17 protein-coding genes are annotated in these 14764 nt (G+C 73.9%); 11 read left to right on the top strand and 6 right to left on the bottom strand.

The window, feature by feature from the left end:
- Positions 1-2: 2 nt before the first annotated feature.
- Entirely contained in the window at positions 3-329 is a 327-nt protein-coding gene (gene fdxA, locus ACF9IK_RS13800) for a ferredoxin (protein WP_238950001.1), read from the top strand.
- Between the two features lie 21 nt (positions 330-350).
- On the top strand, positions 351-1511 hold the full coding sequence (dapC, locus tag ACF9IK_RS13795) for a succinyldiaminopimelate transaminase (RefSeq protein ID WP_395294505.1): 1161 nt from the start codon (positions 351-353) through the stop codon (positions 1509-1511).
- A 90-nt stretch (positions 1512-1601) separates the two neighbouring features.
- Here the strand turns inward: dapC and ACF9IK_RS13790 are convergent, their stop codons facing one another.
- Together ACF9IK_RS13790 and ACF9IK_RS13785 are read right to left on the bottom strand one after the other, a co-directional pair.
- The gene (locus ACF9IK_RS13790; protein WP_395294504.1) at positions 1602-2378 is read right to left on the bottom strand and encodes a hypothetical protein; all 777 of its coding nucleotides are present in this window, start codon (positions 2376-2378) and stop codon (positions 1602-1604) included.
- 280 nt (positions 2379-2658) lie between these two features.
- Positions 2659-3675, bottom strand: a complete 1017-nt coding sequence (locus ACF9IK_RS13785) for a hypothetical protein (RefSeq protein WP_395294503.1) — start codon at positions 3673-3675, stop codon at positions 2659-2661.
- Between the two features lie 143 nt (positions 3676-3818).
- On the opposite strand from ACF9IK_RS13785, the gene dapE reads away from it, so the two are divergent.
- On the top strand, positions 3819-4892 hold the full coding sequence (gene dapE, locus ACF9IK_RS13780; RefSeq protein ID WP_395294502.1) for a succinyl-diaminopimelate desuccinylase: 1074 nt from the start codon (positions 3819-3821) through the stop codon (positions 4890-4892).
- Between the two features lie 112 nt (positions 4893-5004).
- Positions 5005-5814 carry a TIGR00730 family Rossman fold protein gene (locus ACF9IK_RS13775; protein WP_395294501.1) on the top strand — a complete coding sequence of 270 codons (810 nt, stop codon included), beginning with the start codon at positions 5005-5007 and terminating at the stop codon, positions 5812-5814.
- Positions 5815-5824: 10 nt separating this feature from the next.
- On the opposite strand, the gene folP is transcribed toward ACF9IK_RS13775, so the two are convergent.
- Positions 5825-6637 (bottom strand): dihydropteroate synthase, encoded by an 813-nt coding sequence (gene folP / locus ACF9IK_RS13770; RefSeq protein WP_395298568.1) that lies wholly within the window; start codon positions 6635-6637, stop codon positions 5825-5827.
- 156 nt (positions 6638-6793) lie between these two features.
- Between folP and ACF9IK_RS13765 the strand changes: the two genes are divergently transcribed.
- Together ACF9IK_RS13765 and ACF9IK_RS13760 are read left to right on the top strand one after the other, a co-directional pair.
- A complete protein-coding gene (locus tag ACF9IK_RS13765; RefSeq protein ID WP_395294500.1) occupies positions 6794-7234 on the top strand; it encodes a DivIVA domain-containing protein in 441 nt (146 codons plus the stop codon).
- A complete protein-coding gene (locus ACF9IK_RS13760; protein ID WP_395294499.1) occupies positions 7231-7818 on the top strand; it encodes a DNA-3-methyladenine glycosylase I in 588 nt (195 codons plus the stop codon). Before ACF9IK_RS13765 ends, ACF9IK_RS13760 begins: the two co-directional genes overlap by 4 nt.
- Here the strand turns inward: ACF9IK_RS13760 and ACF9IK_RS13755 are convergent.
- Positions 7815-8615, bottom strand: a complete 801-nt coding sequence (locus ACF9IK_RS13755; RefSeq protein ID WP_395294498.1) for an enoyl-CoA hydratase-related protein — start codon at positions 8613-8615, stop codon at positions 7815-7817. The genes ACF9IK_RS13760 and ACF9IK_RS13755 overlap by 4 nt on opposite strands.
- Positions 8616-8913: 298 nt before the next feature.
- Here ACF9IK_RS13755 and ACF9IK_RS13750 point away from each other — a divergent pair, with 298 nt between their 5' ends.
- Entirely contained in the window at positions 8914-9081 is a 168-nt protein-coding gene (locus tag ACF9IK_RS13750; RefSeq protein ID WP_014137929.1) for a DUF3117 domain-containing protein, read from the top strand.
- Positions 9082-9266: 185 nt separating this feature from the next.
- Here the strand turns inward: ACF9IK_RS13750 and ACF9IK_RS13745 are convergent, their stop codons facing one another.
- Complete coding sequence (locus ACF9IK_RS13745; RefSeq protein ID WP_395298567.1) at positions 9267-9899, bottom strand: O-methyltransferase; 633 nt, start codon at positions 9897-9899, stop codon at positions 9267-9269.
- Between the two features lie 331 nt (positions 9900-10230).
- On the opposite strand from ACF9IK_RS13745, the gene sigE reads away from it, so the two are divergent.
- The 4 genes from sigE (at position 10231) to ACF9IK_RS13725 (ending at position 13481) form a co-directional block, all read left to right on the top strand.
- Positions 10231-10965 (top strand): RNA polymerase sigma factor SigE, encoded by a 735-nt coding sequence (gene sigE, locus ACF9IK_RS13740; protein ID WP_395298566.1) that lies wholly within the window; start codon positions 10231-10233, stop codon positions 10963-10965.
- Complete coding sequence (locus ACF9IK_RS13735; protein WP_395294497.1) at positions 10962-12029, top strand: anti-sigma factor family protein; 1068 nt, start codon at positions 10962-10964, stop codon at positions 12027-12029. The genes sigE and ACF9IK_RS13735 overlap by 4 nt, the downstream gene beginning before the upstream one ends.
- Positions 12030-12158: 129 nt before the next feature.
- Positions 12159-12608, top strand: a complete 450-nt coding sequence (locus ACF9IK_RS13730) for a sec-independent translocase (protein WP_395294496.1) — start codon at positions 12159-12161, stop codon at positions 12606-12608.
- 198 nt (positions 12609-12806) lie between these two features.
- A complete protein-coding gene (locus tag ACF9IK_RS13725; protein WP_395294495.1) occupies positions 12807-13481 on the top strand; it encodes a hypothetical protein in 675 nt (224 codons plus the stop codon).
- A gap of 93 nt (positions 13482-13574) precedes the next feature.
- Here the strand turns inward: ACF9IK_RS13725 and ACF9IK_RS13720 are convergent, their stop codons facing one another.
- Positions 13575-14735, bottom strand: coding sequence for an Mrp/NBP35 family ATP-binding protein (locus ACF9IK_RS13720; RefSeq protein WP_395294494.1), 1161 nt, complete (start codon positions 14733-14735; stop codon positions 13575-13577).
- Positions 14736-14764 lie beyond the last annotated feature (29 nt).

Here is a 14764-nt window from a genome sequence, read left to right as displayed (position 1 = left end):
GCGTGACCTACGTCATCGCGCAGCCTTGTGTCGACGTCAAGGACAAGGCGTGCATCGAAGAGTGCCCGGTTGACTGCATCTACGAGGGCGAGCGATCGCTCTACATCCACCCGGATGAGTGTGTCGACTGTGGCGCTTGCGAGCCGGTCTGCCCGGTCGAGGCGATCTTCTACGAGGACGACACTCCCGAGGAGTGGAAGGACTACTACAAGGCGAACGTCGAGTTCTTCGACGACCTCGGTTCGCCCGGTGGTGCCTCGAAGCTCGGCCTGATCGAGCGCGACCACCCGTTCATCGCCGCTCTGCCGCCGCAGAACGCCGGCCACTGACCGATCGGTGGCAACTGAGCTGTGAGCACCAAGAACAGCACGCACGCGCCGTTCCCGGGCCATCCGGGAGCGGCGCGCCGCGTTTCCGATCTCCTGCCGGTCTTCCCCTGGGACAAGCTGGAGCCGTACAAGCGCACCGCCCTCGCCCACCCGGACGGGCTCTGCGACTTCTCCGTGGGCACCCCGGTCGACCCGGTGCCGGAGGTGATCCAGAAGGCGCTGTCCGCCGCCACCGACACGCCCGGCTACCCGACGGTCTGGGGCCCGGTGGAGCTGCGCGAGGCGGTCGCCGGCTGGCTGCACCGCCGGGTCGGCGCCGAGATCGGCCCGCAGGCCGTCCTGCCGACCGTCGGCTCCAAGGAGCTGGTGGCCTGGCTGCCGACCCAGCTCGGCCTCGGCCCCGGCGACCAGGTGGCCTACCCGCGCCTCGCCTACCCGACCTACGAGGTGGGCGCCCGGCTCTGCGGCGCCGAGCCGGTCGAGTACGAATCGGTGGACGAGCTGGACGGTTCCCGGGTCCGTCTGCTCTGGGTCAACTCGCCGTCCAACCCCACCGGCCGGGTGCTCGGCAAGGACGAGCTGCGCCGCGCCGTGGAGTGGGCGCGGGAGCACCGGGTGCTGCTGGTCAGCGACGAGTGCTACCTGGAGCTGGGCTGGGAGGCCGACCCGGTCTCGGTGCTGCACCCGGACGTCTGCGGGCACGCCGCCGACGGCGGGTCGCACGAGGGCCTGCTGGCCGTCCAATCGCTCTCCAAGCGCTCCAACCTGGCCGGCTACCGCGCCTCCTTCGTGGCGGGCGATCCGGTGGTGGTCCGGGAGCTGCTGGAGGTGCGCAAGCACAGCGGCATGATCGTCCCGGCACCCGTCCAGGCGGCGACGGCCGCGGCGCTCGGGGACGACGCGCACGTGGCCGAGCAGCGTGCGCGCTACGCGGCCCGGCGCTCGGCGCTGCGGACGGCGCTGGAGGCGTACGGCTTCCGGATCGAGCACTCGGAGGCGAGCCTCTACCTGTGGGCGACTCAGGACCGGCCGTGCTGGGAGACGGTGGCCGAACTGGCGGGGCTGGGCATCCTGGTGGCGCCCGGTGACTTCTACGGTCCGGCCGGCGGCCGCTTCGTCCGGGTCGCGTTCACGGCGACCGACGAGCGGGTCGCGGCGGCCGTGGAGCGGCTGCGCGGCTGAGCACGCGGGAACGGGAGGGGCCGGTGTCCTGGACACCGGCCCCTCCCGTCGTCACCGGGCGCCGCCGGGATCGGCGGGGATCGGTGGGGATCAGCCGATCGGCAGGCCGCCCAGGCCGCCGCCGCCGATGGAGCCGAGCAGGCCGGTGATCGGGCTGAGGCCGGAGAGCGGGGAGTTCGGGCCGAGGTCCGCGCCGCCGAGGCGGTTGGCCGAGCCGTGCTCGGCGAGGCCGAGCACGTCGGCGCCGGGCACCGCGGAGGTGGCCTCGGCGGGCAGCGCACGCTGCAGCGCGCCGAGCGGCAGCGCGTCGGTCAGGGCGTTGGCGCCGGGGACGGCGCCGGTGAGCGAGCCGGTGCCGGGCAGGCCCTGGGTCAGTCCGGCGGTCTGGGAGAGCCCGCCGACCGGGTCGGCGCCCGCGCCCGCGCTGCGGCCGGCCGGGGCCTGGGCGCCGGTGACCGCCTCGCCGACCTTGCCGGCCAGCGCGGTGGCGACCTTCGGGGTGAGCGCGGAGAGCTGGCCGGTGGTGGCGGCGGTCTTGTCGACCGGCGCGGTCAGCGAGCCGGCCTTCTCGTTCGCCTCGGGGAGCTGGTGGGCGACGATGTTGCCGGTGGCGTCGGCGGTGGCCGGCACGCCCGCGGCCACGGTGGCAGCGCCGGTGTCGCCGGCGGCCCGGCCCAGCTCGTGGGTGGTGTGCTGGAGGGTGGAACCCGCGTCGGTGTTGGTCAGCTGGCCCAGCGGGGCCGCCAGGTCGGACTTGGGCAGCAGGGCGTCGGCGGCGGACGCGGAGCCGGCCGCGACCAGCGGGGTCGCGCCGGCCGCCACGAGCAGCGCGGCCTGGGCGATCCGGCGCGTGAGGGGGTGAGACATGGGGCTCCTCGAAGGGTCTTGGGTCCGTCCCGTCCGCCGGGCGGACGACGTCATTACCGCTTGAGAAGCCAGAAGGTTTCGGCCGTTGCAAGGAATAGACCTGACCGACGATCGGATCGTATGGCCGCTGCCATCGGCCCGGAGGTACCCCACCGGAACGGCCGGACGCCGGGTGGGCCAAGGGCAGTGACGGTTCTGCACCCGGTCCGCGGCGGCCGGCCGGGTGTCCACCGGGGTTGACCGGTTTCACCCGTTCAGCGGCAACCCGGACACCAGTGCGTCAGCTCTTGCCGGGCGCGGCCAGGGTGACCAGCACCAGGTTGGTCGAGGTCCCGGTCGGCTGCGGCTTCCAGCCGTCCTCCGACTTGTCCTTCCGCCAGATCTTCCCGTCGTAGGCGACCGTCTCGATGCCGAGCCTCTGGGCCTGCGTCACCGCCCAGTGGGCCACCTCCCAGCCGTTCTGGCGCTCCGCCTCCGGGCCGGCGTCGGTGCTGGCGGCCGGGTCCGGGGTGAGCGAGACGGCGTTCTCGGCGCCCTTGATGGTGGAGCTGTAGCCGGTGGCCGGGGTGACCGTCCGCCCGAACTCGCGGCGCACCCGGTCGGTCAGCAGCTGCGTCCGGTCCGGTCGGGCGGCGGGGGAGGCCGCGGGCCCCCCGGAGGCGCTCGGCGAGGCGGTGTCCTCGTCCGACTCGGGGGCGGCGAAGTCGTGCACCACGCAGTTGAGCGAGGCGGCCTCGCGGCCGGTGAGCGCGGAGGCGAGCAGCGTCGCCTTGGTCTCGTGCTTGGCGTACGCCTGCGGGTAGCCGCTCTTCTGCACCTGCTGGGCCGCGTCGGTCAGCGGCAGCCGGGTGTAGCCGGGCACCTTGACGAGGCCGTCCAGGAACTTGTTGGTCGCGTAGACCGGGTCCAGGATCTGCTCCGCCGTGCCCCAGCCCTGCGAGGGCCGCTGCTGGAAGAGCCCGACCGAGTCGCGGTCGCCGCCGGACAGGTTGCGGATCTTGGACTCCTGCATCGCCGTCGCCAGCGAGATCGTCACCGCCCGGTCGGGCAGGCCGCGCGCGTGCGCCACGGCGGCGATCGTCGCGGCGTTGGCCGCCTGCGGGACCTCCAGCGTCCCCTCGCCGGCCGGGGTCTTCACCGAGCATCCCTCCGGCGTCAGCTTCTGGTCGCGCAGCCAGAACAGGCCGGCCGCGACCGCCGCGAGCACCAGCAGGCCGATCAGCACCACGCGCAGCGGCCGCCGGCGCCGTCGGGGCGCCGCGTCGCCGTTCCGCCTGCCGCTCTTCCTCCTGGCCACCGCCGCCCCTCTCCACCGATCACCTGAACCGACACCGTACCCACTCGGACGGGTGTGCGGGGCCGTAGGTTGCCGTCCCGGTGTCACAGCGCCGCCACAGCGAGGGCGTGGCGTGCCGGCGCGCCGGGACTACGCTGGCGACCATGAGCAGCCCGAAGACGCCCCTGGACCTCACCCTCGACGGCGGTGCGCTGACCGCCGCCCTGGTCGACTTCCCGTCGGTCAGCGGCGACGAGCAGGCGCTGGCCGACGCCGTGGAGGCCGCCCTGCGCGGCTACCCGCACCTCACCGTGGACCGGTACGGCAACAACGTGGTCGCCCGGACCGCCCTCGGCCGCGGCGAGCGCGTCCTGCTGGCCGGGCACCTGGACACCGTGCCGATCGCCGACAACCTGCCCTCCCACGTCGAGGGCGACCTGCTCTACGGCTGCGGCACCTCCGACATGAAGTCCGGCGTCGCCGTGCAGCTGCGGCTGGCCGCCACCCTGACCGAGCCCAACCGCGACCTCACCTTCGTCTTCTACGACTGCGAGGAGGTGGAGGCCCACCGCAACGGCCTCGGCCACCTCGCCGCCGCGCACCCGGACTGGCTGGCCGCCGACTTCGCCGTGCTGATGGAGCCCAGCGGCGCCGCCGTCGAGGGCGGCTGCCAGGGCACCATGCGGGTGCAGGTCCGGCTGACCGGCGTACGCGCCCACGCGGCGCGCAGCTGGCTCGGCGACAACGCCATCCACCACGCCGCCGAGGTGCTGACCCGGCTCGCCGACTACCGGGCGCGCCGGGTGGAGATCGACGGCCTGGAGTACCGCGAGGGCCTCAACGCGGTCCGGATCGACGGCGGCGTGGCCGGCAACGTCATCCCCGACGAGTGCGTGGTGACGGTCAACTTCCGCTACGCGCCCGACCGCAGCGAGGCGGACGCGGAGAAGCACCTGCGCGAGGTCTTCGACGGTTTCGAGGTGAGCGTCACCGACTCCGCCCCGGGGGCGCTGCCCGGCCTCGGCCAGCCCGCCGCGCAGGCCTTCCTGGCCGCCACCGGCGGCGTCGCCCGGGCCAAGTTCGGCTGGACCGACGTGGCCCGGTTCAGCGCGCTCGGCGTCCCGGCGGTCAACTACGGACCGGGCGACCCGAACCTCGCGCACAAGCGGGAGGAGCACTGCTCGCTCACCGCGATCGCGGAGACCGAGGAGCGGCTGCGGGCCTGGCTCACCTCCTGACCTCCGGCCGCCGGGCGACCGGAGGGGCGGCGGCCGGACGCCACCTTCCGGTTGCCCAACCGACCTCCCGGCGTTGCCTGAAAACGGGGATCAACGGGCGTAGGGTTTCGTCATGACAGGCACTGGAGACGAGAAGCACTACGGTCACGGTCCCGAGCGGGTGGGCGAGCCGCACCCGAAGAAGGCGTGGCCCGAGAAGCAGAAGGGCCCGGTGCTGGTGCGCCGGGACCAGGTCGGCGAGAGCACGACGGACCAGCGCCTGCTGGACACCACCGGCCCGACCGACTGGCTGCACACCGATCCGTGGCGGGTGCTGCGGATCACCTCCGAGTTCGTCGAGGGATTCGGTGCGCTGGCCGAACTCCCGCCCGCGATCAGCGTCTTCGGCTCCGCCCGGACGCCGGTCGACTCGCCCGAGTACGCTGCCGGCGTGGCCATCGGCCGCGCGCTGGCCGAGGCCGGCTACGCGGTGATCACCGGGGGCGGCCCCGGCGCGATGGAGGCCGCCAACCGCGGTGCCTCGGACGCCGGGGGCCTCAGCGTCGGCCTCGGCATCGAGCTGCCCTTCGAACAGGGGCTCAACGAGTTCGTCGACCTCGGGCTGAACTTCCGTTACTTCTTCGTCCGCAAGACGATGTTCGTGAAGTACGCGCAGGGCTTCGTGGTGCTGCCCGGCGGCCTCGGGACGCTGGACGAGCTGTTCGAGGCGCTCACCCTGGTGCAGACGAAGAAGGTCACCCGCTTCCCGGTGATCCTCTTCGGCAGCGCGTACTGGGGCGGGCTCTTCGACTGGCTGAAGAACGCGGTCGTCGCGCAGGGCAAGGCCGCCCCGCACGATCTGGAGCTCTTCCACATCACCGACGAGATCGACGAGGTCCTGAAGATCCTCGCCGACGCCCGCCGCCCGGTGAACGGGATCTAGGACCCGGGTCTCACGCCAGCCCCCGGCGGGCCACCGCCGGGGGGCGGGTGCCCCGGATCGAGGCGACCATGTCCAGCACCTGCCGGGTCTCCGCCACCTGGTGCACCCGGTAGACCTGCGCGCCCAGCCAGGCCGAGACCGCCGTGGTCGCCAGCGTGCCCAGCAGCCGCTCGTCGACCGGCTTGTCGAGCGTCTCGCCGACGAAGTCCTTGTTGGAGAGCGAGACCAGCACGGGGAAGCCGGTCGCGGTCATCTCCGGCAGCCGCCGGGTCGCCTCCAGCGAGTGCCTGGTGTTCTTGCCGAAGTCGTGCCCCGGGTCGATGATCACCGAGTCCCGCCGCACGCCCAGTTCCACCGCGCGCTCGGCCAGCCCGACGGTCACCCGCAGGATGTCCGCCATCACGTCCTCGTAGCCGACCCGGTGCGGGCGGGTGCGCGGCTCGGCGCCGCCCGCGTGCGTGCAGACCAGGCCGGCGCCGTACCGGGCGGCGACCTCGGCGAGCTCCGGGTCCACCCCGCCCCAGGCGTCGTTCAGGAGGTCCGCGCCCACCTCGCAGACCGCCTCGCCGACCTCGTGCCGCCAGGTGTCCACGCTGATCACGGCCTCGGGATGGCGCTTTCGCAGCTCCGCCACGAACGGCACCGTGCGCCGCAGTTCCTCCTCGACCGTGACCTCGTCGCCCGGACCGGCCTTCACCCCGCCGATGTCCAGGATCGCGGCGCCCTCGGCCATCGCGCGGTCGGCGGCGGCGAACGCGGCCTCGTCGGCGAACGTGGCGCCCTTGTCGAAGAACGAGTCCGGGGTGCGGTTGACGATCGCCATGATCACCAGCTCGTCGTCACCGAATTCCCGTGGTCCCAGGCGCAGTGCCACCGATGTCTCCTCCACAGCTGCTGCGGGTGCGATGATGGCCCCCGGCCTCTCGGGACCATGATCCCACCAGGACGGGGGCCGGCCGGGAGTTCGGGAGGACCGCACGTGTTCTGGGTGATCGTGGTGGCGATGGCCGTGGTGGTCGGCGGCGCCGCACTGGTGGCGCTCGGCGGGGGTGGTTCGCTGCCGGAGGCGGAGCAGGACCGGATCGCGGTGCGGCTGCCGCAGGACCGTCCGCTGAGCCACGACGACGTCGCCGACATCCGGCTGCCGATGGCCCTGCGCGGCTACCGGATGGAAGAGGTGGACGACGTCCTGGACCGGCTGGGCGCGGAACTGGCCTACCGGGACGCCCGGATCGCCGAGCTGGAGGCCCTCGCCGCGGTGCGCGGCGCCGTCGAGGCCACCGACCGCCAGGACGCCGGCGCCGAGCCGCTGCCCGGCCTGGAGGAGTTCGCCAAGGTGGTCGAGCCCGCCGTCAACCTGGGCAAGGGCGCCGAGCCGGCGGCCGGCCCGGAGGACGTCAAGCCGGGCGAGGGCCGGTGAGCGCGGGCGGGGCCGTGGTCGGCCCGGACGGCCTGCGCCGCTGCGCCTGGGGCGACTCGGCGGACGACTACCGGGTCTACCACGACACCGAGTGGGGCCGCCCGGTGCACGGGGACGACGCGCTGTTCGAGCGGGTCTGCCTGGAGGCCTTCCAGTCCGGGCTGTCCTGGATCACCATCCTGCGCCGCCGCGAGGGCTTCCGCTCCGCGTTCGCCGGCTTCGAGATCGCGAAGGTCGCCGAGTTCGGCGCGGACGACGTCGAGCGGCTGCTCGGCGACACCGGCATCATCCGCAACCGGGCCAAGATCGAGGCCGCGATCGCCAACGCCAGGGTCGCGCGCGACCTCGACGGCGGTCTGGACACCCTGATCTGGCAGTTCGCCGGTGACCCGGACCGGCCGGCACCCCGCAGCCTGGACGAGGTGCCGGCCGTCACACCCGAGTCGACGGCGCTGGCGAAGGCGCTGAAGAAGGCGGGCTTCCGCTTCGTCGGCCCGACCACCGCGTACGCGCTCATGCAGGCCTGCGGGCTGGTCGACGACCACCTCGCCGACTGCCACGCCCGCGGCCTCCGTCAGGTCTAGCGCCCCAGGTACTCCGGCTTCTCCTTGGCGATGAAGGCGCGGACCGCGATCCGGTGGTCCTCGCTCGCGCCGGCCAGGGTCTGCAGCTCGTCCTCCTTGTCGAGCAGCTCGTCCAGCGTGTGCCCGGCGCCGTACGCCAGCGACTCCTTGATCGCCCCGTACGCCACCGTCGGGCCCTCGGCCAGCTCCTTGGCGAAGACCCGCGCGGTGGCGGCGAGCTCGGCCGCCGGGACCACCTTGGTGGCCAGGCCCAGCTCCATCGCCTCGGTCGACTTCACCGTGCGCGGCAGCATCAGCAGCTCGGTCGCCTTGGCGTGCCCGACCAGCCGGGGCAGCGTCCAGGAGGCGCCCGAGTCGGCGGTCAGCGCGATCCCGGCGAACGCGGTGTTGAAGCCCGCAGTGTCGGCGATGATCCGGAAGTCGCAGGCGAAGGCCAGCGAGGCGCCCGCACCGGCCGCCACGCCGCCGACCGCGGCCACCGTCGGCTTGCGCATCCCGGCCAGCGCACGCAGCAGCGGGTTGTAGTGCTCGGCGACGGTCTTCAGCGCGCCCTCGCCGGTCTCCTCGGCCAGCTTGAGCATGCCGAGGTGCTCCTTGAGGTCCTGTCCGACACAGAACGCCCGGTCGCCGGCGCCGGTGAGCAGCACCGCCCGCACCGCCCGGTCCTCGGCCGCCGCGGCCACGGTGTCCCGCAGCGCGACCTTGGTCGCGGTGTCCAGCGCGTTCATCGCCTCCGGACGGTTGATGGTGATGACGGCCAGGCCGCCGTCCAGCTCGTACAGCACGGAATCGGACATGGGCGAGGGGACTCCTTTGTGATCTCGACGGGTCGGTCGTGTGTCAGGATGCCGGAGCGTGCGGCCGCGTGGGGAGTGTGAGGTATCGCACCTTTCGGTGGCGTGCGGACCGCCGCCGCGCCGGGGCTAATCGCGGGAAATGCCCCGCTTGGGGTGGGTCCGGCCCTGGTTGCACCGAGAGTGATGTTGGTCATCAGGCCGTGGCATGCGGGATAATGGCTTCCGATCAATGCGTTCGATACCGGCGGTGGACGGACTGCCGGTGCGTAGCTGAGCGGTTGCAGGAAGGGGAACGAGCATGGCGGCCATGAAGCCGCGGACGGGTGACGGCCCGCTCGAAGTCACCAAAGAGGGGCGGGGCATCATCATGCGCGTTCCGCTCGAAGGCGGCGGACGCCTCGTGGTGGAGCTCACGCCTGACGAGGCCGACGCCCTCGGCGAGGCCCTGAAGAAGGCCTGCGGCTGACCGCAGCGGGTGCTCGCCATCTCCTGGAGATGTGCTGCCGGGCCCGGGTACGACGATTCGTCGGCCCGGGCTCTGTGGTTCCCGGACCCGGCCCGGGCTCTGTGCTTCCCGGTCCCGAACCGGGACCCCAGCCTCCCGGGCGGACCGCCCGCGCCGGTCCGGTACCCGCCGCGCGGGGGGACCGGTCAGCGCTTGACCGCGCAGAGCAGCCCGTCCGAGACCGGCAGCAGCGCCGGCAGCAGCACCTCGCTCTCCCGGACGTCCCGGACCAGATCGCGCACCGCATGCGTCTGCGGGTCCTGCAGCTCGGGCTCGGCCAGCCGGCCCTCCTGGAAGACCCCTTCGAAGCAGACCATCCCGCCCGGCCGCAGCAGTCGCAGCGACTCCGCCAGGTACTCCCGGGACTCCGCCGGATCGCCGTCACAGAACACCAGGTCGTACTGGCCGTCCGCGAGCCGGGGCAGCACCTCCAGCGCCCGGCCCGGTATGAACCGCGACCGGTTCGCCGCGAACCCGGCCGCCTGGTACGCCTCCCGCGCCAGCTGCTGGCGTACCGGCTCGGAGTCCACGGTGGTGAGCACGCCGTCCGGCCGCATCCCGCGCAGCAGGTAGACGCCGGAGACGCCCGTGCCGGTGCCGATCTCGGCGACCGCCTTGGCGCCCAGTGCCGCCGCGAGCAGCCGCAGGCAGGCGCCGCCGCTCGGCCCGATCGCCCTGATGCCGGTCCGCGCGGACTGCGCCCGGGCGTAGGTCAGCACCGCGTCCTCCCCGACGTAGGTGTCGGCGAGGGCCGCGCGTGCGGGCCCGAACTCGCTGATGGCTGCCTCTTTCGGAGCCCCGGGTGGCGGCCCGGCGCGGAGCGTGGTCGATGCGGATGTCGATATTTCCTGCCACAGATTACTGGCCGCCCGGGAACCGCGTACTGCGGCGGGCCGTTGCTGGAGAAGGGACCCGGTGAAGGCGACGCCCCCGGGGCCGGACCCCGGGGCTTGACAACCGGGGCACTTTTATCCGGGCTTGACGGGTGAGGTGGATATGGTGGTGGCCCTGCTGGGCAGAAGAGCCGACCGAGGAGGTGTGGCCGAGGGCGACGTCCCCGTGCGGCGGCATCCCCGCGGCACCGCGTCGGCCCGTACGCCGAAGCCCGTGATGAACCAGCCTGCGCACTCCCCCCTGGACCTGCCGGCCGCCGAGACGCCGACCGCCGGTACCGCCGAGGCCCCCGCCGCTCTCGTGAGCTTCGCCGAGGGCCCCGACGCGCAGACCTGGACTCCGCCCACCTGGGAGGAGATCGTCGAGGCTCACAGCGCCCGCGTCTACCGCCTGGCCTACCGCCTGACGGGCAACCAGCACGACGCCGAGGACCTCACCCAGGAGGTCTTCGTCCGGGTGTTCCGCTCGCTGTCGACCTACACCCCCGGCACGTTCGAGGGCTGGCTGCACCGGATCACCACCAACCTCTTCCTGGACATGGTCCGCCGACGCCAGCGCATCCGCTTCGACGCGCTCGGCGAGGACGCGGCCGAGCGCCTGGCCAGCCGCGAGCCCAGCCCGGCCCAGCACTTCAGCGACACCCACTTCGACGCCGACGTCCAGCAGGCGCTGGACACCCTTGCCCCCGAGTTCCGGGCCGCCGTGGTGCTCTGCGACATCGAGGGCCTCTCCTACGAGGAGATCGCCGCCACGCTCGGCGTCAAGCTCGGCACCGTCCGCAGCCGGATCCACCGCGGCCGTTCGCACCTGCGCGCTGCGCTCAAGCACCGGGCCCCCGGCGCGGCCCCCGGCCGCGAGCGCCGGGGCGGCTCCGCCGAGCCGGTGCCGGTCGGCGCCGTGGTCGGGGAGGCCCCGGGCTCCCCGGGCGGGCGCGGACGGAGGCGATCGTGAGCGGAACCGGCCGATCGGGGCCGGGCGGGCCGGAGGCGGGCGGCCGGGCCGCCACCCGCCGGAGCGGCTGGGCCCAGCTGGGCCGCCGCAACCAGGACGGACCCGAGACGCCCGTACCGCCCGCCGACACGCCGCCGGGCACGCCCGCGCTGCGCGCGGTCGCCGTACGGCCCGCCGAGCCCGCCGAGGAGCACCACCTCGGTGAGCGGCTCTCCGCCTTCGTCGACGGCGAGCTCGGCCACGACTCGCGCGACCGCGTCCAGGCGCACCTGGCCACCTGTCCGCAGTGCCTCGCTGAGGCCGACGAGGGCCGCGCCGTCAAGCACCTGCTGACCCGGACCGACACGCCCGGCCCGTCCTCGGCGCTGATGGCCCGGCTGATGGCCGTCGGCGCCCTGGAGGAGGACGACCGTTCGGGGGCCGCCGACCGGCCCCGCCGTGACGACGACGACCTGCCCGGCGGCGGCCTCCCGGCCGCCTGGGGCTCCCCCCGGCCGGAGGCCGGCGGAGGCACGCTCGGCGGCAGCCGACTGAACGGCGGCTCCTTCGGCCGCGGCGCGGGCGCCTCCTTCGGCGGCGGCGCGCTCGGCGCCGAGGCGCCGGTGCCGGGGGTCGACCCGCGTGCCTTCGGGCGCGGCGGCTCCGTGCTGCGTCCGCTGATGGGGCGGCGCGCCGCGCGCCCCGAGCAGTCCGTCCGCCCGGAGCAGTCGGCGCGGCCCCAGGCCGCGGCGGCCTCCGCCGGTTCCGCGGTGCTGCGGCCGGCGCCGCCGCGCGGCCGCCGGTTCGTCTTCGCCGCCGCCGGGGCCTTCTCGGTGGCCGCGGTGACGCTCGGCGGGGTGGGCGGCCTCACCACGCAGAGCGAGGACCAGCACGGCGGCACCTCGGTGAGCCCGGTCGGTGAAACCGGCCGCAGTGGCGGCGGGCCGGTCCCGATGATCGCGAAGGTGCCGGTGGACCTCCCGGTCCGCCCGGTGTCGGCCAACCGCGAGGCGACGCCGCCGTACGTGCTGCCGGAGCGCACCCCCAGCTCCGGCCTCGCCGGGCTGCACTACGAGAACCGTTAGCGCACCCGGGCTCCCAGGGCGCGGCCATCGGCGGGTCTTCACCACGGCTTCATCACAGTGTGGGCCGCTGACCCGCCGGTGGCCATTACGCTGGTAGGAACTGTTGCCCGACGAGCTTAGGGAGCTTAGTTGTTCAGCGACGTAGGCTCACTGGAGATCCTGACCCTGGTCATCATGGCCATCGTGATCTTCGGTCCGGACAAGCTGCCGAAGCTGATCCAGGACACCATGGGCTTCATCCGGAAGATCCGGTCCTTCGCCGACAACGCGAAGGAGGACATCCGCAGCGAGCTGGGCCCCGAGTTCAAGGACTTCGAGTTCGAGGACCTCCACCCCAAGACCTTCGTCCGCAAGCAGCTCATGGGCGACAACGAGGACCCGCTGGGCCTCAAGGAGATGCGGGAGGGCCTGGACATCCGCTCGGTGCTGGACGACAAGCCGGCCCCGACGGTGAACGGCCACGGCCGCGCCGGAACGGTCAGCATGGACAAGTCCACCGTCCCCGCCCCGGCGGCGGCCGGCGCCGGGGCCCCGCTCGGCCCGGGTGAGCGCCCCCCGTTCGACCCCGACGCGACGTAGTCCGCGGCGACGCACCGCCCCGCTCGGCCGCACGGCTGAGCGGGGCGGTGGCGTGTGCGCCGCTATTGTGCTGATTGTTCCCGCTGTGCCGTCAGTCACTTCCGGCCCGTTCCGGACCGAAGACGCCGCCGGGAACGCCGCGGTACGCCACCATGGGAGCTCGCCGCGGCAGGATACGTGCGTTGAGGAGGCCCGGGGATGGACGCGACGAGTCATGGGGTGGGGACGGCGACGGCCGGAGGCCGGGTGGTCGGCGGCCAGGCCGGTCCGGCGGACCCGCTGGTGCCCTACCTGACCGCGGACTTCCCCTGGTACGGCCTGGACGACGGCTGGACCGGCCGCCGCTACCTGATGCAGGCCGGCGCCGGCGGCCCGCGCGCCGGGGCGTCCGGCAGCGTCGACTACGGCACGCTGGGCCACGGCGAGGAGCCGGCCAGACAGTACGAGCCGCGCGACACGCGGAAGTTCGCCGTGGTCGTCACGGTCGCCCGCCGGGACAGCCGCCGCAGCGCCGACAACACCGGCACCCTGGAGGCGACCTCCGCCTCCTCCGCGGCCTGGCTGGCCGGATCCGGCCTGCTCGCCGCGACCTGGCCGGGCCAGCTGGACCGCGCGCTGCGCCAGGACTGGCTGGACCAGCAGAGCTCCCTCGCCTGGGACCTCGCGGACGACCTGGCCGGCCCGGGCTGGTCCACCCTCAGCCTGCCGGTGAACGGACTGCCGCAGCCCTTCCGCTACCGCGAGTCCGAGTACGGCTGGGTACTCGCCGGCGAGGCCCCGGGCGTCCTGCTCGGCGCCTTCGGCCGCGGCGTCAGCGCCTACGGCACCGGCTTCGCCACCGTCCCCGACCTCACCGCCTACACGCGCCCGTAGGCCCCGTCCGGCCGGTCCTGCCGCGCGCACGCCGCCGGGGCCGCCCCCGGACAGCCGGAAGGGGCCGGACGCTTCCGGCCCCTTCCACCGTCTTCAGAACTTGTTCTTCGGGGTGAGCCCCAGCGAGAGGCCGGAGAGGCCGCGCTGGCGGCCGCCCAGCTTGCCGGCGACGGCGCGCAGGGCGGCGCCGGCCGGGGAGTCGGGAGCGGCGAGCACGACCGGTCGGCCGTCGTCGCCGCCCTCGCGCAGGCGGACGTCGATCGGGATCGAGCCGAGCACCGGCACGGTGGCGCCGACGGTCCGGGTGAGCGCGTCCGCGACGGTCTGGCCGCCGCCGGTGCCGAACACGTCGATCATCTCGTCGCAGTGCGGGCAGGGCATGCCGGACATGTTCTCGATCACGCCGACGATCTTCTGGTGGGTCTGCACCGCGATGGTGCCGGCCCGCTCGGCCACCTCGGCGGCGGCCATCTGCGGGGTGGTGACGATCAGGATCTCCGCGTTCGGGATCAGCTGGGCGACCGAGATCGCGATGTCGCCGGTGCCGGGGGGCAGGTCCAGCAGCAGGACGTCCAGGTCGCCCCACCAGACGTCGGCCAGGAACTGCTGCAGCGCGCGGTGCAGCATCGGGCCGCGCCAGACCACCGGGGCGTTGCCCGGGGTGAACATGCCGATCGAGATGACCTTCACGCCGTTCGCCTGCGGCGGCATGATCATGTCCTGGACCTGGGTGGGCCGGCCCTCGACGCCCAGCATCCGCGGCACGCTGTGGCCGTAGATGTCGGCGTCCACCACGGCCACCTTCAGGCCGTCCGCGGCCATCGCGGCCGCCAGGTTCACCGTCACCGAGGACTTGCCGACGCCGCCCTTGCCGGAGGCGACCGCGTAGACGCGGGTCAGCGTGCCGGGCTTGGCGAACGGGATCTCCCGCTCGGGGGCGCCGCCGCGCAGCAGCTGGGAGAGCTCCTTGCGCTGCTCGTCGCTCATCACGTCGAGCTCCACCTCGACCCCGGTCACGCCCGGCACCCGGCCGACCGCCTCACGGACCCGGGTGACGATGGTGTCGCGCATCGGGCAGCCGGAGACGGTCAGGTAGACCGCGACGCGCACCGCGCCGTCCTCGGCGATCTCGACCGATTTCACCATGCCGATCTCGGTGATCGGGCGGTTGATCTCCGGGTCGTTGACGGTCGCCAGCGCCTGGCGTACGGACTCCTCCGTGACGCCGGCCGCAACCTCTGTCTCGTTGGCCATGCCTTGATGGTACGGCGCCGGACGGACCG

The organism is Kitasatospora hibisci (assembly GCF_043950205.1).
GTDB classification, from domain to species: Bacteria; Actinomycetota; Actinomycetes; order Streptomycetales; family Streptomycetaceae; genus Kitasatospora; species Kitasatospora hibisci.
The sequence above is the reverse complement of the archived record's forward strand: the minus strand, read 5'-3'. Positions and strand labels throughout refer to the sequence as shown.